The organism is Halobacteroides halobius DSM 5150 (assembly GCF_000328625.1).
Taxonomy (GTDB): domain Bacteria; phylum Bacillota; class Halanaerobiia; order Halobacteroidales; family Halobacteroidaceae; genus Halobacteroides; species Halobacteroides halobius.
This window is the reverse complement of sequence record NC_019978.1, coordinates 1,918,168-1,938,549: the sequence shown is the minus strand read 5'-3', so window position 1 is coordinate 1,938,549 and position 20,382 is coordinate 1,918,168. Positions and strand designations below refer to the sequence as shown.

At 31.9% G+C, this 20,382-nt stretch carries 18 protein-coding genes; 14 read left to right on the top strand and 4 right to left on the bottom strand.

From position 1 onward, the window contains the following. Positions 1-20: 20 nt before the first annotated feature. The 3 genes from leuS (at position 21) to HALHA_RS09375 (ending at position 5,525) form a co-directional block, all read left to right on the top strand. Positions 21-2,498 carry a leucine--tRNA ligase gene (gene leuS / locus HALHA_RS09385; protein WP_015327540.1) on the top strand — a complete coding sequence of 826 codons (2,478 nt, stop codon included), beginning with the start codon at positions 21-23 and terminating at the stop codon, positions 2,496-2,498. Positions 2,499-2,623: 125 nt separating this feature from the next. Further along, positions 2,624-3,211, top strand: a complete 588-nt coding sequence (locus HALHA_RS09380; RefSeq protein ID WP_015327539.1) for a helix-hairpin-helix domain-containing protein — start codon at positions 2,624-2,626, stop codon at positions 3,209-3,211. After that, positions 3,207-5,525: a DNA internalization-related competence protein ComEC/Rec2 gene (locus tag HALHA_RS09375; RefSeq protein ID WP_083882254.1), complete on the top strand. Its 2,319-nt coding sequence runs from the start codon at positions 3,207-3,209 to the stop codon at positions 5,523-5,525. Before HALHA_RS09380 ends, HALHA_RS09375 begins: the two co-directional genes overlap by 5 nt. 23 nt (positions 5,526-5,548) lie before the next feature. Here the strand turns inward: HALHA_RS09375 and HALHA_RS09370 are convergent, their stop codons facing one another. The 3 genes from HALHA_RS09370 to HALHA_RS13310 form a co-directional block, all read right to left on the bottom strand. Beyond that, positions 5,549-6,253 carry a CAP domain-containing protein gene (locus HALHA_RS09370; RefSeq protein ID WP_015327537.1) on the bottom strand — a complete coding sequence of 235 codons (705 nt, stop codon included), beginning with the start codon at positions 6,251-6,253 and terminating at the stop codon, positions 5,549-5,551. 77 nt (positions 6,254-6,330) lie between these two features. After that, positions 6,331-6,651, bottom strand: coding sequence for an alpha/beta-type small acid-soluble spore protein (locus HALHA_RS13315; protein ID WP_015327536.1), 321 nt, complete (start codon positions 6,649-6,651; stop codon positions 6,331-6,333). A 40-nt stretch (positions 6,652-6,691) separates the two neighbouring features. Continuing rightward, entirely contained in the window at positions 6,692-7,012 is a 321-nt protein-coding gene (locus HALHA_RS13310) for an alpha/beta-type small acid-soluble spore protein (RefSeq protein WP_015327535.1), read from the bottom strand. A 203-nt stretch (positions 7,013-7,215) separates the two neighbouring features. Here HALHA_RS13310 and holA point away from each other — a divergent pair, with 203 nt between their 5' ends. Next, entirely contained in the window at positions 7,216-8,223 is a 1,008-nt protein-coding gene (gene holA / locus HALHA_RS09355) for a DNA polymerase III subunit delta (protein WP_015327534.1), read from the top strand. A 50-nt stretch (positions 8,224-8,273) separates the two neighbouring features. Here the strand turns inward: holA and rpsT are convergent, their stop codons facing one another. Then, a complete protein-coding gene (gene rpsT, locus HALHA_RS09350; RefSeq protein ID WP_015327533.1) occupies positions 8,274-8,540 on the bottom strand; it encodes a 30S ribosomal protein S20 in 267 nt (88 codons plus the stop codon). A gap of 196 nt (positions 8,541-8,736) precedes the next feature. Between rpsT and HALHA_RS09345 the strand changes: the two genes are divergently transcribed. The 10 genes from HALHA_RS09345 to prmA all read left to right on the top strand — a co-directional run bounded on the left by HALHA_RS09345 (position 8,737) and on the right by prmA (position 20,369). Continuing rightward, positions 8,737-9,072: a phage holin family protein gene (locus HALHA_RS09345; RefSeq protein ID WP_015327532.1), complete on the top strand. Its 336-nt coding sequence runs from the start codon at positions 8,737-8,739 to the stop codon at positions 9,070-9,072. Between the two features lie 10 nt (positions 9,073-9,082). Continuing rightward, positions 9,083-10,072 carry a GPR endopeptidase gene (gpr, locus tag HALHA_RS09340; protein ID WP_015327531.1) on the top strand — a complete coding sequence of 330 codons (990 nt, stop codon included), beginning with the start codon at positions 9,083-9,085 and terminating at the stop codon, positions 10,070-10,072. A 173-nt stretch (positions 10,073-10,245) separates the two neighbouring features. Further along, positions 10,246-11,412 carry a stage II sporulation protein P gene (gene spoIIP / locus HALHA_RS09335; RefSeq protein ID WP_015327530.1) on the top strand — a complete coding sequence of 389 codons (1,167 nt, stop codon included), beginning with the start codon at positions 10,246-10,248 and terminating at the stop codon, positions 11,410-11,412. A gap of 56 nt (positions 11,413-11,468) precedes the next feature. Next, the gene (gene lepA / locus HALHA_RS09330; RefSeq protein ID WP_015327529.1) at positions 11,469-13,274 is read left to right on the top strand and encodes a translation elongation factor 4; all 1,806 of its coding nucleotides are present in this window, start codon (positions 11,469-11,471) and stop codon (positions 13,272-13,274) included. Between the two features lie 13 nt (positions 13,275-13,287). Next, complete coding sequence (gene hemW / locus HALHA_RS09325) at positions 13,288-14,424, top strand: radical SAM family heme chaperone HemW (protein ID WP_015327528.1); 1,137 nt, start codon at positions 13,288-13,290, stop codon at positions 14,422-14,424. A 114-nt stretch (positions 14,425-14,538) separates the two neighbouring features. Continuing rightward, on the top strand, positions 14,539-15,576 hold the full coding sequence (gene hrcA, locus HALHA_RS09320; protein WP_015327527.1) for a heat-inducible transcriptional repressor HrcA: 1,038 nt from the start codon (positions 14,539-14,541) through the stop codon (positions 15,574-15,576). 31 nt (positions 15,577-15,607) lie between these two features. Next, positions 15,608-16,294, top strand: coding sequence for a nucleotide exchange factor GrpE (grpE, locus tag HALHA_RS09315; protein ID WP_015327526.1), 687 nt, complete (start codon positions 15,608-15,610; stop codon positions 16,292-16,294). 75 nt (positions 16,295-16,369) lie between these two features. After that, positions 16,370-18,223, top strand: a complete 1,854-nt coding sequence (gene dnaK / locus HALHA_RS09310; protein WP_015327525.1) for a molecular chaperone DnaK — start codon at positions 16,370-16,372, stop codon at positions 18,221-18,223. Positions 18,224-18,372: 149 nt separating this feature from the next. Next, positions 18,373-19,497, top strand: a complete 1,125-nt coding sequence (dnaJ, locus tag HALHA_RS09305) for a molecular chaperone DnaJ (protein WP_015327524.1) — start codon at positions 18,373-18,375, stop codon at positions 19,495-19,497. Between the two features lie 8 nt (positions 19,498-19,505). After that, positions 19,506-20,369 carry a 50S ribosomal protein L11 methyltransferase gene (gene prmA, locus HALHA_RS09300; RefSeq protein ID WP_015327523.1) on the top strand — a complete coding sequence of 288 codons (864 nt, stop codon included), beginning with the start codon at positions 19,506-19,508 and terminating at the stop codon, positions 20,367-20,369. Positions 20,370-20,382: the final 13 nt, after the last annotated feature.

The window sequence follows — 20,382 nt, the reverse complement described above, 5'->3', positions numbered from 1 at the left end:
TATAAAAGGGAGGAGTAGAGATGGAAGAAAGATATAATTTTAGTAAGGTGGAAAAAAAGTGGCAACAACACTGGGAAGAAGAAGGAACTTATCAAACAGAGATCAACCAAAATCAAGATGAATACTATGTATTAGAAATGTTTCCTTATCCATCAGGAAATTTACATATGGGACATGTTAGAAATTATTCTTTAGGTGATGTCTTTGCTCGTTTTAGACGAATGCAAGGGTATAATGTACTACATCCTATGGGGTGGGATGCATTTGGTTTACCTGCAGAAAATGCTGCAATCAAACGTGATATTCATCCAGCTGATTGGACTGAGGATAATATCTCTAATATGAAAAAGCAATTTAAGATGTTAGGTTTAAGTTATGATTGGAAGAGAGAGGTAGCTACCTGTAAGCCAGATTATTATAAATGGACTCAATGGCTATTTCTTGAATTATATAAAGAAGGATTAGCTTATAAGAAAAAGGCTCAAGTCAATTGGTGTCCAGACTGTCAGACTGTATTAGCTAATGAACAGGTAATAGATGGTGAATGTGAACGTTGTGATAGTGAAGTGATTGATGATAAGGAATTAGAGCAATGGTTCTTTAAAATCACAGATTATGCAGATCAATTATTAGCGGATCATGATTTATTAGATGGCTGGCCAGAGAGGGTTAAGACAATGCAACAAAATTGGATTGGACGAAGTGAAGGAGCTAAGATTAAATTCAAGATTAAAGAAAGTAATCATGAATTAGAAGTCTTTACTACACGTCCAGACACTATTTATGGGGCAACTTATATGGTTTTAGCTCCAGAACATCCTTTAGTAGATGAATTAATAACTGGTAAAGAGAATGAAACAAAAATTAGAGACTTCATTGCAGAAGTTAAAGATCAAGATGAAGAAGAAAGAACTGGAACTGATGCTAAAAAATTAGGAATCGATACTGGAATCAAAGCTATTAACCCAGTAACTAAAGAAGAAATCCCAGTAATGATTGCTAATTATGTATTAATGGATTATGGTACTGGAGCAATTATGGCTGTACCAGCTCATGATGAACGTGATTTTGAATTTGCTAAAGAATATGATTTACCAATTAGGGTAGTTATTCAACCAGATGATGAAGAATTAACTGCAGATAAATTAGAAGAAGCTTATACAGAGGATGGTTTAGTAACTAATTCCAAAATGCTTAACGGGTTAAGTATTGATGATGCTTTTGATAAAATTGTAGATTATTTAGAGGAAGAGGGTATAGGTAATAAAGATGTTAATTATCGTCTGCGTGATTGGTTAATTTCCCGACAACGGTATTGGGGAACACCAATTCCTGTAATTCATTGTAATAATTGTGGTACAGTACCCGTTCCAGAAGAGGATCTACCTGTTAAGTTACCAACAAATGTAGAATTTACAGGTGAGGGCCAATCTCCACTAGCGAATGTAGATGAATTTGTGCAGACTACTTGCCCTGAGTGTGGACAAGCGGCTAAGCGAGAAGTGGACACTATGGATACATTTGTAGATTCTTCTTGGTATTATTTACGCTATACCAGTCCAGAATTGACTACTAAGGTATTTGATCAAGAAAGAGCTAATTATTGGATGAATGTTGATCAATATATTGGTGGAATTGAGCATGCTATTTTACATTTATTATACGCTCGATTCTTTATGAAGTTTTTAAATGATCAGGGGTTAGTTGAAGCTAAAGAACCATTCGCAAGTTTGCTAACACAAGGAATGGTATTATTAGATGGGGCCAAAATGTCTAAATCTAAAGGAAATATTGTTGATCCACTAGAGATTTTAGATGAATATGGCGCTGATGTTGCGCGATTATTTATTTTATTTGCAGCTCCTCCAGAACGTGACCTAGATTGGAATGATGAAGGAGTAGAAGGAGCTCAACGTTTCTTGAATCGAGTTTGGAGATTAGTAGCTAAGAATATAGATCAGATTAAAGAAGTAACAACTGAATTTGAAATTAATCATGATTTAGATAAAAAGTTACATCGTCAATTACATGTAGCAATTAGAGATATAACAAGTGATATAGAAGAAAGAGGACAATTAAATACAGCAATTAGTTCTATTATGGAATTGGTTAATGCTGTTTATAAGTACTTAAATGAGGCTAAACAAATAAATAGTCAATTACTAAAAGTAGTAGTTGAAGATATTGTTTTACTATTAGCTCCTTTTGCCCCCCATATGACTGAAGAGTTATGGACTAAATTAGGATATGAAGATAGTATTCATAATCAAGAATGGCCTAATTTTGATCAAGAAGCCACTAAAAAGGATGAAATTGAAATAGTAGTTCAGGTTAATGGTAAAGTTAGGGATAAAGTTAAAGTAGCTGCTGATATTGCAGAAGAAGAACTTAAAGAAATAATTAAAGAACAAGAAAATGTACAACGTCATATTGAAGGTAAAGAGATTATTAAAGAGATAGTTGTTCCTAAAAAGTTAGTTAATATAGTTGCTCAATAAGTTTTAATTTAGCTTGTGTCGTTTATGACGCAAGCTTTTTCTTTTTTGAATAAGTTAAGTTGAAGTTACTGAATTTGCTATACATAAAATTATAATCTTGGTAAAAAATAGATAGAAAGGAGGGGATGATAATTTTTAATAACAGAGACGATGTTATATTAGTTATACTATTAATTATAATTGTTGGATTAGGTGGATTTTTAATCTTTAAGAATAATTTTTCTGCTCATGAAAGTATTAAGATAGACCGGCAACGAGAATTAAAAAGAGAAGTAGTAAACAAGAAGAGAAAAAACAAAGCAACAATTGAAGAAATATTTGTTCATATTGGTGGAGCAGTATCTAATCCTGGAGTTTATAAAGTAAAAGAAGGAGCTAGAGTCTATAAATTATTGAAGAAGGCTGGGGGAGCAACTAAAGAAGCTAATTTAAATGCTATTAATTTAGCTGTGTTAGTAAGAGATGGCAGTAAAATAATTATTCCTACTAAACTGAAGAAAAATAAGACAGGAGCAGATAGTAATAAAATTAATATTAATCTTGCTGACAAAACTAATTTAAAAAAGTTAAAAGGAATTGGCCCTGTTACAGCCCAAGAAATTATTACTTATCGACAGCAGCATGGCCGATTTAATAATATAGAGGAATTAAAAAAAGTATCTGGAATTGGGAATAGAACTCTAGCTCAAATAAGGAGTCGAGTAACATATTAAGGTTAAACGAAGATTAGTAAAAATATTTATTGCGTTTAGTTTAGGATTAGTTATCGCTCATTATTTATTACCAAGTATTCAAACGATTAAGTGGATTAGTAGTTTGATTGGTTTATTTGTTATAGGGACAGTTTATAGCTGGTATCATACAACTGATAAATCAAATCTTTTAATCTTAGTGTTAATTTTCTTATTAGGAATTGTCTATTTACAGACTTTAAATTTAGAGTGGCAACAAGATAAATTAAAGCAAATAGTAGGAAATAAAGTAAGACTAAAGGGCAGAGTTATTAAAGCAGAAATTACCAACAAACGAGCTAGTTATGTAGTTACTGATTTGAAAATTCCTGAATTTGATTACTCTAGTACTAGACGAATATTACTTACCGATTGGTATCCAAATTCACAGGTAAGGTTAAGTTATGGGGATAGGATTGCAGCAACTACTAGATTAGAATTTCCTAATCGCCAGCGAAATCCAGGAGGTTTTTCTTATCGTAGTTATCTTAAACAACAAGGTATTTATGTAGTAGGTCAAATTAAGCAGCTAGAAAAGATTGGCCACCAAGATAGTTTAATAGAGCTATTATTTAATCTAAAATCTCAGATTATAGCTAATTTTGATTCTTATTTTTCAGGTACAAATAGTCAATTTTTACAGGCGTTATTGCTAGGAGTTAAGTTTAAGTTACCAGCTAAGATTAATGAAAGATTTAGAGAACTAGGAATTAGTCATTTACTAGTTATTTCTGGATTTCATATTGGAATAATTAGTTATTTAATTTACTCATTAGGAGAGCAGTTTGGATTATCTGATGGTTTAATTTTATTTTTAACTAGTTTTAGTTTAGGAGTCTATTTATTACTGGTTGGAGTTCAAACATCTAGTTTAAGAGCTGTATTATTAATTAATCTAGTTTTAATAGGAAAATATTTTGATCGAAAAATAGATTTATATAATTTATTAGCTGGAGTAGGACTTATTATCTTATTAATTAATCCTAGGAGTCTATTTACAGTTAGTTTTCAATTATCATTTGGTGCTGTAATAGCCATTGTTTATTTGGCCCCTGTTTTAGAAAGATATTTTATCTGGCTACCAACAAGACTAAATCAGATGTTAACTGCTACTTTAGCAGCTCAGGTGGGTCTATTTCCTATATTAGCTTATTATTTTAACCAAGTTTCACTAGGAGGGTTAATTGCTAATCTATTAGTAATGCCTATAGTTAGTCTTATTCTTTGGTTAGGAATGATTTTTATTGTAGTTAGTTTTTTTAGTCAAATAGCTACTGAAATATTAGCTTTTATTATCAAATTATTAATCTTTATGGCATTGCAACTAGTAGAGTGGTTAGCTAATTATATTGCTTTTAAGTTATTTGTGGCTACTCCTAGTTTATTAGGGATAATAATTTATTATATAGTTGTTTATTACTTATCTCAACTGATGAAGTTATCATTGATTCCTTATAGTAAACAATATAGGAAGAAAGCATCTATTATAGCTTTAAGTTTAGTATTGTTGCTTATATTACAATTAGGTTTTATTAATCAGCAGCAATTAAAGATTATCTTCTTTGATGTAGGTTCAGCTGATGGTGTTTATTTTAGACTGCCTACTGGAGAACATATTTTAGTGGATGCTGGAAAGAATGGAGGAGAAATAATTAATTTTTTACGGATGCAAGGAATAAATCATTTAGATGCTATTTTTGTCTCCCATTTTCATAAGGATCATGTAGGGGGAGTCCTGCCTATAGTAAAAAAATTTGCAGTTAATAAAGTTTTTTATCCGTCTCCAGCTAAAAAGAATGAATTTAAGCAACAACTAACTCAGATAGCTAAAAACAAAGGTATAAAATTAATTAAATTAATGGCAGGAGATAAGATTAGTGTCTTTCCTATAAATATTAGAGCAATTGGCCCTAGCCTTCCCTGGGCTGAAGAATTAAAAACTAATAATAACTCTTTAGTTTTACAAGTAATTTATAAACAATTTAGGTTACTATTAACTGGAGATATTGAAAGGTTAATTGAACAACGGTTAGTTAATAATCGTAAATTAAAAAGCAGTATATTAAAAGTAGCACACCATGGTAGTTCTACTTCTAGTACAAAGAGATTTATTAATTCTGTTAATCCTTACTTAGCTATAATTTCAGTTGGAAAGAATAATTATGGACATCCTAGTCCAATAGTAATTAACCGATTAAAAAGTAAAGGGATTAAAGTATTACGTACTGATAAAAAAGGAGCAATTACTATAATTACTGATGGAGAAAGATATAAGTATAATACTTTTCTCAATTGAGAAAAGTATTATACTTATATTATCTATGGTTTAATAAACATTTGCACCCAATAAGGAGTTCCATCTTCATCTTTAGCTAATCCAACACCAATTTGAGTGAATCTTTGATTTAAAATATTGCGGCGATGCCCTGGAGAATTCATCCAGGCATTCATTACTTGTTGGGCTGTACGTTGGCCCTGAGCAATATTTTCTCCAGCAGTTCTGTAACTAACATTGAATTGACTTAACATTTCAAAGGGAGAACCATAGGTAGGAGAAGTATGGCTAAAGTAATTATTTTTCACCATATCTTGAGCTTTAGTCCGAGCGACTTTTGATAATTTTGGATTGTGTTGATAAGGTTTTAATCCTTGTTTCTGTCGTTCTTGATTTACTAGTGCAACTATTTTTTTCTCCATTGCTTTAAGACTAGTCGGCTGTTGTTGTCTTTCTTTTTCTGGTTGTTTTTGTTCTTTTCTTTGTCTTTGCCCTTTAGTTTCATAGATTCTATCTCCAGGATATATTAAATTAGGGTCTTCAATTTGAGGGTTAGCTTGAATAATTTTTTCTAAGTTGATATCATATCGTTGACTAATTTTCCATAAGGAATCACCATATTTAATAATACATAACAAGTTTTGGTTTTGATCCTGTTGGCGATAATTTTGAGCATTTATGGAGATGGTATTTCCTACTAATAGTCCCAGTACTAAAGATAAAACCAGCCAAAATTTAATTTTTTTCATTATTAAACCCCTTTCTTTATTTAGCTATAAATTGTAAATAAGCGGTGCTTAAGCACCGCTTATTTCGATATTTGATTTTATTGTTGAGGAACAAAAGAACCAGCTTTGTTAGCTAAATTGTAGTTATCTTTAGCATCATTAGCAATAGTTTCTTTGCTAGCAGCTCCTGCTTGAGGAGTAGCATTACCATTAGCTAAGTTATTTTGATACTCAGCGATCATTTTCTTAACCATTTGACCACCAACAGCACCACATTCACGAGAAGTCATGTTACCCCAATAACCAGACTTATAGTCTTGAGAAACATTAAGCTCCTGTGCAGCTTCTACTTTAAACTTATCCATTGCTTTCACTGCTTCTGGATTTAATAATCTGTTGCTATTATTTCGAATTGACATTTTTATTGCCTCCTTTAGTAGTAGATGTGTTGTAGGTTAGTTATTGTTGAGGAACAAAAGAACCAGCTTTGTTAGCTAAATTGTAGTTATCTTTAGCATCATTAGCAATAGTTTCCTTAGTAGCAGCTCCTGCTTGAGGAGTAGCATTACCATTAGCTAAGTTATTTTGGTACTCAGCGATCATCTTCTTAACCATTTGACCACCAACAGCACCACATTCACGAGAAGTCATGTTACCCCAATAACCAGACTTATAGTCTTGAGAAACATTAAGCTCCTGTGCAGCTTCTACTTTGAACTTATCCATTGCTTTTAATGCTTCTGGATTTAATAATCTGTTGCTGTTACCTCTGATTCCCATTTGTCTCATCTCCTTTTGTTTGATTTGTTAGTTGATTGATTAGTTGATTTGATTACTTTGTTACATTACCTATTGTGCGGCCTAGCTGTTATTTTATACTTAGTAAGTTTTTCCTTAAATTAATTTTATTTCACAACCTCTAAATTTTATGTTAAAATGAACTTAGATATAGGTTATTTTAGAATATTAAGTGAGGGATACTAATGCAGTATGAAGAGATATTAGAACAAAATATAACTGATTTAGCTTCAGTTTATTTGGCTTATGGTGAAGACGAATATTTATTGAGAAAATTTTTAGATGAATTTATTTCTTGTTTTGTTTCTGATGAATTTAGTACATTTAATTTAAATATTATTAAGGAAAGTGCTGATTTAATCCCGCAAATAGTTAATGCTGCTGAGACATTACCTTTTATGGTAGAGAAAAGAATAGTAATCGTTCATACATATAATTTGTTTACCCAAAAAACAAAGGATATAGATACTTTATATAGTTTATTAGATGAATTCCCGGATACTACTACTTTATTATTTGTTAGTCACAAAAAGCCAGATAAAAGGATGAAATTATATAAAAAGGTCAGTAAAATAGGTAAAATTTTAGAGTTTTCTTCTTTAAAATACAAAAAATTAGATGAGTGGATAAAGAATAAAGCTCAACAAGAAGGTTACCAAATTAATATAGGAGCTATTAAATTATTAGAAGAGGCTTTTAATAATGATTTACAAAAGCTAAAAAATGAATTGGAAAAGATAATGACCTTTGTTGGCTCTAAAAAGGTTATTAATAAAGCAGATGTAGAAGCTATTATAAGTAAAGATTGGTTAGTTAAAGATAATATTATTTTTGATTTTGTAGATGCTATTGGACATAATAATGTTTCTTTAGCTTTAGAATTATTAAGTGTTATTTTAGAAGAAGGAACAGAACCTAAGCAAATTTTAGTAATGATTGCTCGTCAAATTAGGTTGATGTTGCAAACAAAATTATTATCTCAACAAGGCTTGAGGATCAAAGAAATAGCTAAGGAATTAAAACAGCACCCATATCCAGTTGAGAAATGTTTAAAGCAAAGTCGAAATTTTTCGATAAAATCACTAGAGGAAGCATTAGAGGAATTATCAAAAACAGACTATAAGTTAGTTACTGGAGCAGATCAAGAGTTAGAATTAGAACTATTAGTTATTAATTTAAAAGAGGCTATTTAAAAATAAAATTAATCTAAAAAAGGTGTTGCCATCATGGCAACACCTTTTTATTATTTAGCTAGTTGGTTGAACTTTCTATCTAATTTAGATTTTTTGCGTGCAGCTTTATTTTTATGAATTGTTCCCTTACTAGCAACTTTATCAATTGTCTTTTTAGCTTTTCTTAAATTTTCTTCAGCTAACTCAACATTTTCTTCAGCAACTGCTTCATTAAATTGTTTAATAGCAGTTCTCATTTTAGTTCGTCTGCTTTTATTAATCTTTCCTTTTTTCTTAGTAACTCTTGCTCTTTTAGCAGCAGAATCAGTAGTTGGCATTTCTTGCACCTCCCTTTTTAATTATGTATATAAAAGTATGGTTTCTGGCATTTTAACCATATGAATTGTATCACACTCCTATAAAAAAAGCAAGTTGAATTTAGCCTTTCAGGTGAATAAATAGGGAGTATTGGGTTATTATATCTAATGAAGCATAATAAAATAAATTGATAATTTATTAGAAGGAGGCAGAGTAATGGTTGGGTGGTTAGGGTCTCTAGTGAGATTTATAGTATCAGCTTTTGTATTATTAGGAGTTAGTATGTTGATCCCAGGAATGACAGTAGAAGGTTTTATAAATGCATTAATTGCTTCAACAGTAATAGCATTTATAGGTTTTATAATAGAGACAGTATTAGGAGATAGTATTTCACCAGAAGGTAGAGGAATAGTCGGATTTATTGTTTCGGCTATAGTAATTTATTTTACGCAGTATTTAGTAGCAGGAATGGAAGTAACCATTATTGGAGCCTTATTATCAGCATTGGCAATTGGGGTAATTGATACCTTTGTACCTACAGAATTAAGATAGGAGGAATAATATGACATTGCAAAAAGATTTAGCTACTTTAACTGATTTAGCTGTAGAGGCTAAAGATATGGCAGTAGAGAGAACCGGTGGAGAAATTTCTGGAGTTTCAGTAGAAGAAAAACAAGTAGAAAATGCTGAAATTACTAGGATTGAAGTCTTAAACCAGCAGGCAGCCCAAAAAATTGGTAAGCCGCAGGGAAGTTATATTACTATAGAGTCTGATTCATTACGAACAACTAATAGACAAGTTCATGAACAATTAAGTGGGGTGGTAGCAGAGCAAATGAATAGTCTAATAAATTATTCTAGATTAGCTACTAGTCCTACAGAAAGTCCTGTTATTTTGGTTATTGGATTGGGTAATTGGAATACAACTCCTGATGCTTTAGGGCCAAGGGTAGTACATCATTTATTAGTTACTAGGCATATTTATGGTTCAGCTGATCCACAAGCTAAGCAAGGTTTACGTTCAGTTTGTGCATTAGCTCCTGGTGTTTTAGGTTTAACTGGAATTGAAACCGCTGAAATTATTAAAGGAGTTGTTGATCGAGTAAAGCCTGATTTGATTATTGCAGTTGATGCGTTAGCTGCTCAGGAAAGTAACCGTTTGGCTTCAACTATTCAGATCAGTAATACAGGAATTTATCCTGGGTCTGGTTTAGGAAAAAAACGAATTGGAATTACTCAACAGGATATGGGAGTACCGGTAATTGCTATGGGGATACCTACAGTAATTAATTCAGTCCATATAGTTAATGATACTATGAAACAGATTCAGAATAATCAAGATCTACCGCCCCAATCTAGAAATGTATTACAACAGACTAATCAAGAAGAATTAATTCAGCAAGTTTTACAGCCTTTTATGGGGGATTTAATTGTAGCTCCTAAAGGTATTGACCAATTAATTAGAGATACTAGTAGAGTAGTATCCGGCGGGATTAATATTGCTTTGCATCCTGATATTAAAACTGAAAATGTTTCAATGTATTTACAATAATTTAACTAGATAGCCTGAATTCAGGCTATCTAGTGTAAGTTTATTATCTAAAAGAGCAGTTATAAATTAGATTTTTATTACATAAATTTTCTATAAGAACCTATAAATGATAGAATATTTGCTTTAATAATAAGTGATTTCTTTGATAAATTTTGTATATAGGAAGTGGTAGAATGAATAAAAAATCATTTTTAATATTATTAATAATTTTTATCCAAATTTCTTTGCTATTAATAGGAGGATTTAATCTTAATGATAAAAAAATTAATCCTAAATTAATCTTAAGTAATATGTTTATTAATAATAAGATAGCTGTTTATTTATCTAATTTGATAAATCTTGATGCAGTTCACTCTAAATTTATTTTAAAAGAGGGCTTACCAATTGTAAGGGTTAGTAACAAGGATTTATCCTTTGTTAAACAGCCTACTGTGGTTAGTCATATTTGGGAGTTTGTGACTGGAGTGCCTATTTCTTTTTTTAAAATGAAGCAACTAGAGAATGTAAAATTAGTTGTTAGTAGAAATAAATCTAATCAAGCTGAGAAAAATTCAAAGCAAAGAGTAGCAGAAAAAATACAGGCTGAAGGAAGACATACTGGAGAAAAAAACTATAAGGTTAAACTTGATTTTTGGCAGACTAAACCCCAAAATAAAACTGGCTCTAATTTAGATAGACGAAATAATGAGAAACAAAAGATAGAGCAAGAAAAAATTGATGGATCATTAGTGGGGATTTATCATACACATACTTCTGAAAACTATGAAAATAAAGGTTATAATTCCCATGCTCCAGCAGGAAGTAGAGGAGATATAGTTGAAATTGGCAGTGTATTAGCTAATACATTAGAAACTAAATATCATATTCCAGTAGCTCATTCAACGAGAGTAAATGATACAACCTATGCTAGGTCTTATATCAATTCCTTACAGACAGCTAAGCAAGTAGAAAGAAAAAATCCAGATCTAAAAATGTTATTTGATATACATCGCGATGCAATTCTTAATGGGGGAAGGGATTTGTTGACAACTAGGGTTAATGGTAAACAAGTAGCAACAATAATGATTATTGTAACTAATAATGAATATGGACTTCCTCATCCAAACTGGAGAGAGAACTTAAGATTTGCTAAACGATTAGGTAAAAAAATGAATCAGATGTATCCAGGCTTATTAAGGGAAGTAGAATTAGTTACTAATCGTAGATATAACTTACATGTACATCCTCATTCTTTACTATTAGAAATAGGTGGAGCTAAGAATACCATTGAAGAAGCTAAGAGATCAGCTAAATTATTAGCTAATGTATTAGCGGCTTTGCTGAAGGAAGGTGTTGATTAAACTGGAATCTGGTGTTATAATTAGACCAGCGAATCAACTTGTGGAGGAGGTTTATGATGAATCAGATTAACCAACAACATATTAGAAATTTTTCTATTATTGCTCATGTTGATCACGGAAAATCTACTTTAGCAGATAGATTATTAGAAGTTACTGATACGATTTCTCAACGAGAGATGGAAGAACAATTATTAGATACTATGGATTTAGAAAGGGAACGAGGTATTACAATTAAAGCCCAAGCTGTACGAATGGATTATACATCAAGATCAGATCAAGATTACGTACTAAATTTAATTGATACACCAGGGCATGTTGATTTTTCTTATGAGGTTTCAAGAAGTTTAGCTGCTTGTGAAGGAGCTTTATTAGTTATTGATGCAGCGCAAGGAATAGAAGCACAGACTCTAGCTAATATTTATTTAGCTTTAGAAAATGATTTAGAAATTATTCCAATTATTAATAAGATTGATTTACCAAGTGCTAATCCCGATCGGGTTAAAGAAGAATTAATTGAGGTGGGTATAGATCCTGATGAGGCTATTTTAACTAGTGCAAAGAATGGAGTAGGAATAGAAGAAGTTTTAGAAGCGATTGTTGATCGTATTCCAGCGCCTGCTGGTAATGTAGACAAGCCACTTAAAGCTTTAATTTTTGATTCAATGTATGATTCTTATCGAGGGGTAATTTCTTATTATCGAGTATTAGATGGAATAATTAAGCCTGGAATGAAGATTAAGATGATGGCCACTGATAAAACTTTTGAGGTGGATGAAGTAGGGACATTTAGCCCAGAAATGACTGAAGCAAATCAAATTAAAGCAGGAGAAGTAGGTTATGTAGCTGCTAATATCAAAGATGTTAAAGATGCTCAGGTAGGAGATACGATTACTAATGCCAAGAATCCTACTACAAAGAGGTTACCAGGTTATAAGCCAGCTAAGCCAATGGTCTTTTGTGGTTTATATCCAGTTGATAATAGTGATTATGAATTACTCAGGGATGCTTTGGAAAAACTACAACTTAATGATGCAGCTTTAACATTTGAAGCTGAAACTTCTGAAGCATTAGGTTTTGGATATCGCTGTGGATTTTTAGGATTATTACATATGGAAATTATTCAAGAGCGTTTAGAAAGGGAATTTAATCTTGATTTAATAACTACAGCTCCTAGTGTAATTTATAAGGTTTATAAGACTGATGGTCAGGTTTTAGAGATTGAAAATCCAGCTAATATGCCAGAAAAACACCATATTGAAAAGATAGAGGAACCAATAGTACAGGCAACTATTATGCTTCCGGATGAACATGTAGGGGCTGCTATGGAATTGGCCCAAGAAAAACGTGGTGAGTTTAAGAATATGGAGTATTTAGATGATATTCGGGTTAGGTTAACTTATAATTTACCATTAAGTGAGATTGTATTGGATTTCTTTGATAGATTAAAATCTAAAACGCGAGGTTATGCAACATTTGATTATGAATTTTCTGGTTATCAGGAAGGTGACTTGGTTAAATTAAATATTTTAGTTAATAAAGATTCTGTTGATGCTCTATCATGTATTGTTCATCGTGATTTTGCTTATAATACAGGGCGTGAATTGGCTAAAAAGTTAAAAGAATATATTCCAGAACAAATGTTTGAAGTTCCTATTCAAGCAGCTATTGGTAATGATGTGATTGCTAGAGAAACAATCAGGGCCAAGCGCAAGGATGTATTACAGAAATGTTATGGTGGGGATGTATCACGAAAGAAAAAATTGCTTAAGCAACAAAAAGAAGGTAAGAAGCGAATGAAGCAAGTTGGTAGTGTAGAAATCCCACAAGAGGCTTTTATGGCTGTATTAACTATCAATGAGTAGTAGGGGGATTTATATGAGAGAATCTGGGTTATATATTCATATCCCTTTTTGTATAGAAAAGTGTTATTATTGTGATTTTAATTCTGTTGCTTTAAACAATAATAATTTAATAATAAAATTTTTAAAAGCACTAGATAAAGAAATAGAGTTATTAGCTAATAAATATAAACATAAGATAAAGACTATTTTTATTGGGGGTGGAACTCCTACTGTATTATCTGGAGTACAAATCAATGATATTATTACTAAGTGCCAACAGCAATTTTATTGTGGGGATGATATAGAGATTACAATTGAAGCTAATCCTGGTACAGTAGATGAAGAAAAGTTAAGAATAATTAAAGAGGCAGGAATTAATAGACTAAGCTTTGGAATTCAATCATTTGATGATTATTTTTTGGAACAAATTGGTCGGATTCATACTGTACAAGATGCAGTTGATAATTATTTTTTATCTCGTAAAGTTGGTTTTAGTAATATTAATTTTGATTTAATGTTTGCTTTACCAGGACAAAATTTAAAGGATTGGGAAGCTACATTAGATTTTGCTTTTCAATTAGCTCCAGATCATTTATCTACCTATAATCTTAAGTTTGAAGAAGGGACTTTATTTTATCAGTGGTTACAAGAAGGAAAGTTAAATGCTGCTAGTGAGGAATTAGATCTAAAAATGTATCAATTAGTTGAAGAAAAACTAGAGAAGCAAGGTTATAATAAGTATGAAATCTCTAATTTTGCTAAATCTAATAAAGAATGCTTACATAATAAACTTTATTGGTTAAATCAATCTTATTTAGCTCTTGGCCCGGGTGCACACTTTTATGATGGGGTAGGTAGAGGGTATAATCAGCAAAATATTAGTGATTATTGCCAACAAATAAAACAAGGTAAATTACCAATAGTAAATTATAATAAGTTAAGTTTAGAGGAAAAGGTGGAAGAAACAATGATGTTAGGATTAAGATTGAAGGAAGGAATTTCCATGGTTGATTTTGCTATTAAATACGATAATTCTATATTTGACTTTTATGAAGATGAAATTAGTAAATTAAGGCAAAAAGGATTATTAGATATTAATAAGGGACGGGTATATTTAACCTCACAAGGGATATTATTGGCTAATCGAGTTTTAGCAGAGTTCTTACTTTAAATTATAATTTGAAATTAGAGTTGACAAATCATAAGGGACATGATATTTTTATTATAGCAAGTTATTAGCACTCGCTGGTTACGAGTGCTAATACAGAGGGGTGGTGGCTATAATATGGAGATTACAGACCGCAAAAAAAGAATTCTAAAGGCAATTATTAAAGAATATATTATGACGGCTGAACCAGTAGGTTCTAGGAAATTGACTAGGAGATATAATTTTGATGTAAGCTCTGCTACTATTAGAAATGAAATGGCTGATTTAGAAGAATTTGGCTATTTAGAGCAGCCTCATCGCTCTGCAGGAAGGATACCATCAGATAAAGGTTATAGATTTTATGTAGATACTTTAATGGATTCAAATAAATTATCATCTACTAAAGTAGAATCTATATGGAAAGAGTACAATTCTAAACATAAGGAGATACAAGGACTAATTGAAGATGCTTCACAATTATTATCTGATTTGACTAAGTATACTTCATTAGCTTCAAGTCCTAGAATTCAGGAAAGTTCCTTTGAATATTTAAAATTAGTTCCAGTAACTAATAGGAAGATATTATTAGTATTAGTTACGGATACAGGAATTGTTAAAGATAAGTTAGTTGAGGTACCATCATCTTTTAATCAAAATAAACTAGAAGATATTTCTCGCTTTTTGAACCAGCGTTTACATGGTCTTCCATTATATGAGATTGATGATGGGCTATTGACTAGATTATCTCAGGATTTAGTTAATCGTTTGAATCTGGATTTAGGAGAGTTAGACTTTTTAAGCCCTACAGCTTTTAAGAATAATTTTTCTTCTGCTGGGAAAATATATTTAGAGGGAACTACTTATATTTTAGACCAACCAGAGTTTAGTGATATTGATAAAATTAAAAATGTCTTACAAGTTTTAGAGCATGAAGCAGTACTAAAAGAAATTTTAGGTAATAGTAAAGGTGATTTACAGATCTCAATTGGTAGTGAAAACAAGTGTAAAGAAATAAAAGATTGTAGTATTGTAATTGCTACTTATCATTTTGGTAATCGTCCTATTGGTAAGATTGGAGTACTAGGGCCAACCAGGATGAACTATTCGGAAGTGGTAGGTACAGTTAAGTTTATGTCTAAGCTGTTAAGTAATTATTTAACTAATAAAGTAGAATAAATATATAATTGGTAAGTAGGTGGTGATAGTAATGGAAGAAAATTTAAAGCAGAAAGAACAAGAGCAAGAAGAAGCTGAAACTAATAATTTAGATTCTGAAGAGATTAATATGGAAAGTAGTTTAGATAGTGTTAAAGAAGAAGTAGCTCAATTAGAAGAAGAATTAAAGGAAGAATTAGAGGTTGAGGAGAGAATTAGTGATCGATTTAGTAAATTAAGAGAAGAAATAACAGCTGCTCAAGAAATAGAAGAGCAGATTTTGGAGATTGAAAAGGAATTAGCACTTGAACAAGAGGAAAAAGAGAAGTATATGAATCGTTTACAAAGGCTAAAAGCTGATTTTTCTAATTATAAAAAGAGGATAACTAAGGAAAAAGAAAGAATTAGTACTCAAGCTACTAAAGACTTTGTAATTGATTTGTTACCTATTATTGATAATTTTGAACGTGCTTTAGGTATGTCTCAAGATAGTAAAGAAGTAGCTGATGTATTAGAGGGTGTAGAGATGATTTACCGTCAGCTAACTAATTTACTAAAGAAAAAAGATGTCAAAGAAGTACCAACAGTTGGGGAAGAGTTTGACCCTAATATTCATGAAGCAGTAATGAATGAAACCACTGATGAGTACGAGTCTGGTATAGTTACTGAAGAATTGCAAAAAGGTTATAAGTTAGATGACTTGGTAGTTAGACCAGCTATGGTTAAGGTAGCAGAATAAAGAACAATGTATACATTGTTCTTTGATTAATTATAAATTTTATAAATTGTAAATTAATGAGGAGGATGATACATAATGGGTAAGATTATTGGTATTGATTTAGGTACAACTAATTCTTGTGTTGCAGTAATGGAAGGTGGAGAAGCAACTGTTATTCCAAATAGGCAAGGGGGTAGAACTACTCCTTCAGTTGTAGCTTATAATGATAATGGTGATCGATTAGTAGGTGAACCTGCTAAGCGCCAAGCTATAAAAAATCCTGATGAAACAGTACAATCTATCAAGCGGCATATGGGAGATAAAGATTATACCGTTGAATTAGCTGGTAAAGAAAGAAAGCCTCAAGAGGTTTCCGCTATGATTTTGCAGGAAATCAAAAGTTACTCTGAAGATTACTTAGGAGAAGAAGTAGAAGAAGCGGTTATAACAGTTCCAGCTTACTTTACAGATGCACAACGTCAAGCAACTAAGGATGCAGGAAAGATTGCAGGTTTAGAGGTTAAAAGGATTATAAATGAGCCAACAGCTGCTTCTTTAGCTTACGGATTAGATGATGATAAAGACCAAACTGTATTAGTATATGACCTTGGTGGAGGTACTTTTGATGTTTCTATCTTACATCTTGGTGATGGATTATTCCAAGTAGAAGCTACTAAAGGAGATAATAAATTAGGTGGAGATGATTTTGACGAAAAAATCATCGATTACTTAGCAGATGAATTTAAAAAGAAGCATGGCATTGATTTAAGAAATGATAGAATGGCCTTACAACGTTTAAAAGATGCTGCTGAAGAAGCAAAGATTGAACTTTCTGGGGTAGCAACTACTAATGTTAACTTACCATTTATTACTCAAACTGAAGATGGGCCAAAACACCTTGATATTAATATTTCTCGATCTGAGTTTGAGGATATGATCTCTGGATTAATTGATGAAACTTTAAAAGCAACTCGTAATGCTTTAGATGATGCTGGTTTAAGTAAATCAGATCTAGACCAAGTATTATTAGTTGGTGGTTCAACAAGAGTTCCAGCTGTTCAAGAAGTAATTAAAAAAGAGACCGGAATTGAACCTAATAAAGGTATTAATCCTGATGAATGTGTAGCAATGGGAGCTGCTATTCAAGGTGGTGTTTTAAATGATGAGGTTGATGATGTTGTTTTATTAGATGTTACTCCTCTATCTTTAGGTATTGAAACATTAGGTGGCGTATTTACTAAATTAATTGATCGAAATACAACTATTCCAACAGAAAAGAGTAAAGTCTTCTCTACTGCTGAGGATAATCAAAGTGCTGTTGATATTCATGTATTACAAGGAGAAAGAGAAATGGCCAAAGATAATGAAACATTAGGTCGTTTCCAATTAACAGATATTCCACCTGCTCCACGTGGTGTACCACAAATTGAAGTAACGTTTAAGATTGATACAGATGGTATTGTTCATGTATCAGCTAAGGATAAAGGAACAGGTAAGGAACAGGAAATTACAATTCAATCTGATACAGGTTTATCTGAGGAAGAAATTGAAGAGATGGTAAAAGAGGCTGAAGAGCATGCTGAGGAAGATAAAAAGAAAAAAGAAGCTATTGAAACAGTAACTGAAGCAGATGGTTTAGTACGACAAATAGAAAAGACTATTGAAGAAGCAGGAGAACAGATGGATAGCAGTTTAATTAGTGATATTGAGTCTGCTAAAGAAGAATTAGAAGAAGTAATTGATGATATTGATGTGCATAATATTGACCCTGCTGAAATAGATATTGAGACTATTAATGAAAAGAAAGAGAAATTACAAGAAGTAACAGCTAAGATGTATCAGCAAGCTCAACAAGCAGCTGGAGCCAAAGGTGCTACTGGAGAAGCTGCAGGAGCACAAGAAGATGATGATGTAGTAGATGTTGATTATGAAGAAGTTGATGATGAGTAAGCAATAAATAGTTGGATACCTCACAAGAGTCAAAGCCATAATAGCTGGCTTTGACTCTCTTTTTATGCTAAGATTGATATAAATTTTCAAATACAAAATAATCCTATCATAGAGCAAAAGATATTAATAAGTCAAGGGTGGTGAATGATATGGCAAAGAAAGATTATTATGAAATATTAGGTGTTGACCGGGATGCTAGTCAAAAAGAAATTAAAAAAGCTTATCGTAAATTATCTAAAAAGTATCATCCAGATATAAGTGATCATGAAAATGCAGAAGAGAAGTTTAAGGAAGTTACAGAAGCATATGAAATTTTAAGTGATGAGGAACAGAAGGCTAGATATGATAGATATGGTCACGCTGGAGTAAATCAAGATGCTGGTTTTGGTGGCCAAGGTCAAGCTGGTGGCTTTGGTGGTGGATTTGAAGATATATTTGATATGTTCTTTGGTGAAGGCGGACGTGGTCGACGAAGAAATGGTCCTCGTAAAGGAGCAGATTTACAGTATAGAATGAATATCGATTTTGAAGAAGCAGCTTTTGGAGCAGAAAAAGAAATTACACTTCCTAGAACTGAGGAATGTGAAGTTTGTGATGGGACAGGAGCTTCTTCACCTGAAGATGTAGAAAGTTGTGCTAAATGTAATGGTAGTGGAGAAATTAGGTATAAACAAAATACTCCATTTGGTCAAATGGTACAGACTAAGACCTGTGATCGGTGTGGTGGTACTGGAAAATTTGTGAAAGAACCTTGCTCTAAATGTAATGGCCAGGGCCAAGTTAAGAAGCAAAGAAAGGTATCAGTTAATATTCCAGCTGGTGTTAAAGATGGTTCTAAACTTAGAATCAGAGGCGAGGGCCAAGCTGGGGAGAATGGTGGTCCAGCAGGAGACCTATATGTTATAATTAATGTCAAGTCTCATGAGATCTTTGAAAGAGAAGGGGATGATGTGATTTGTGAGGTGCCAATTAATTTTGTACAGGCTACTTTAGGTGATGAAATCCAAGTACCTACTTTAGATGGAAAGGTTAAATTTAATATTCCAGAAGGAACTCAGCCTGGTACTTTCTTTAGACTAAAAGATAAAGGAATTCCCCATTTAAACCGTAGAGGTCGAGGGGACCAAAGAATTAAAGTTAAAGTAGTAATTCCTAAGAATTTAAGCCAAGAGCAACAGGATATGCTAAAAGAATTTGCTGATATAAGTGGTGAAGAGATTAATCCAGAACATAAAGGGTTTTGGCAAAAAATAAAAAGTTTTTTTGAAAAGTAGGTGACAGAATGAATTGGAAAGAAATAAATATTAATACAACCTATCAAGCTTATCCTGCAATTAATAATTTATTGCAAGAATTAGAAGTGAAAGGAATTACTAAGGAAGAATTAGAAAGTGATGAAGATGAAATATTAATTAAAGCTTATCTAAAAAAGGATATTAATCTAGAAAAATTAAAAGAAAAAATTTCTTCTTTAGAAGAGTATGGTCTAAGGGTTGGTAGTGCTAAACTAAAAATTAAGAGTGTAATAAAGGAAGATTGGGCTAGTAAATGGAAGGAAAATTTTAAACCCTTAAGGGTTAGTGACCGAATTATAATCAAGCCTAGTTGGGAAGAGTATCCATCACAAAAAGATAATGTGATAATTGAGATTGATCCTGGGCAAGCTTTTGGAACAGGACATCATGAAACTACAGAAGTTTGTCTTAGATTAATTGAGGATAATTTAGATTCTGATACTAAATTATTAGATATTGGCACGGGAACTGGCATTTTATCTATTGCTGCTGCTAAGCTAGGAGCAGAAGAGATTTTTGCTTTAGATATTGATCCAATAGCAGTTAAAGTAGCTAAAGAGAATGCTACTTTAAATCAAGTAGAAACAGAAATAGATTTTGTAGCAGGTGATTTGGTTGAAGTAGTAGATAAGACTTATAATTTAGTAGTAGCTAATCTATTACCTCATATTATAGTAAACTTGATTCCTGATTTAGAGCAAGTTATTACTGAAAACGGTAAGTTTATTTTATCCGGAATAATAGTTGATAAAGAAGAAAAAATTAATGATAAACTAAGAGAGTATGACTTTAAAGTTATAGAGCGAATCCAATTAGGAGAATGGGTTACTATTATTGGAGAGCAAAAGTGATGATTGTTTTATA

What these genes read in the sequence shown, in the direction of transcription:
- leuS (WP_015327540.1), top strand. Translation starts at nt 21, where the DNA reads ATGGAAGAAAGATATAATTTTAGTAAGGTGGAAAAAAAGTGGCAACAA.
- HALHA_RS09380 (WP_015327539.1), top strand. Translation starts at nt 2,624, where the DNA reads ATGATAATTTTTAATAACAGAGACGATGTTATATTAGTTATACTATTA.
- HALHA_RS09370 (WP_015327537.1), bottom strand. Translation starts at nt 6,253, where the DNA reads ATGAAAAAAATTAAATTTTGGCTGGTTTTATCTTTAGTACTGGGACTA.
- HALHA_RS13315 (WP_015327536.1), bottom strand. Translation starts at nt 6,651, where the DNA reads ATGTCAATTCGAAATAATAGCAACAGATTATTAAATCCAGAAGCAGTG.
- HALHA_RS13310 (WP_015327535.1), bottom strand. Translation starts at nt 7,012, where the DNA reads ATGGGAATCAGAGGTAACAGCAACAGATTATTAAATCCAGAAGCATTA.
- holA (WP_015327534.1), top strand. Translation starts at nt 7,216, where the DNA reads ATGCAGTATGAAGAGATATTAGAACAAAATATAACTGATTTAGCTTCA.
- rpsT (WP_015327533.1), bottom strand. Translation starts at nt 8,540, where the DNA reads ATGCCAACTACTGATTCTGCTGCTAAAAGAGCAAGAGTTACTAAGAAA.
- HALHA_RS09345 (WP_015327532.1), top strand. Translation starts at nt 8,737, where the DNA reads ATGGTTGGGTGGTTAGGGTCTCTAGTGAGATTTATAGTATCAGCTTTT.
- gpr (WP_015327531.1), top strand. Translation starts at nt 9,083, where the DNA reads ATGACATTGCAAAAAGATTTAGCTACTTTAACTGATTTAGCTGTAGAG.
- spoIIP (WP_015327530.1), top strand. Translation starts at nt 10,246, where the DNA reads ATGAATAAAAAATCATTTTTAATATTATTAATAATTTTTATCCAAATT.
- lepA (WP_015327529.1), top strand. Translation starts at nt 11,469, where the DNA reads ATGAATCAGATTAACCAACAACATATTAGAAATTTTTCTATTATTGCT.
- hemW (WP_015327528.1), top strand. Translation starts at nt 13,288, where the DNA reads ATGAGAGAATCTGGGTTATATATTCATATCCCTTTTTGTATAGAAAAG.
- hrcA (WP_015327527.1), top strand. Translation starts at nt 14,539, where the DNA reads ATGGAGATTACAGACCGCAAAAAAAGAATTCTAAAGGCAATTATTAAA.
- grpE (WP_015327526.1), top strand. Translation starts at nt 15,608, where the DNA reads ATGGAAGAAAATTTAAAGCAGAAAGAACAAGAGCAAGAAGAAGCTGAA.
- dnaK (WP_015327525.1), top strand. Translation starts at nt 16,370, where the DNA reads ATGGGTAAGATTATTGGTATTGATTTAGGTACAACTAATTCTTGTGTT.
- dnaJ (WP_015327524.1), top strand. Translation starts at nt 18,373, where the DNA reads ATGGCAAAGAAAGATTATTATGAAATATTAGGTGTTGACCGGGATGCT.
- prmA (WP_015327523.1), top strand. Translation starts at nt 19,506, where the DNA reads ATGAATTGGAAAGAAATAAATATTAATACAACCTATCAAGCTTATCCT.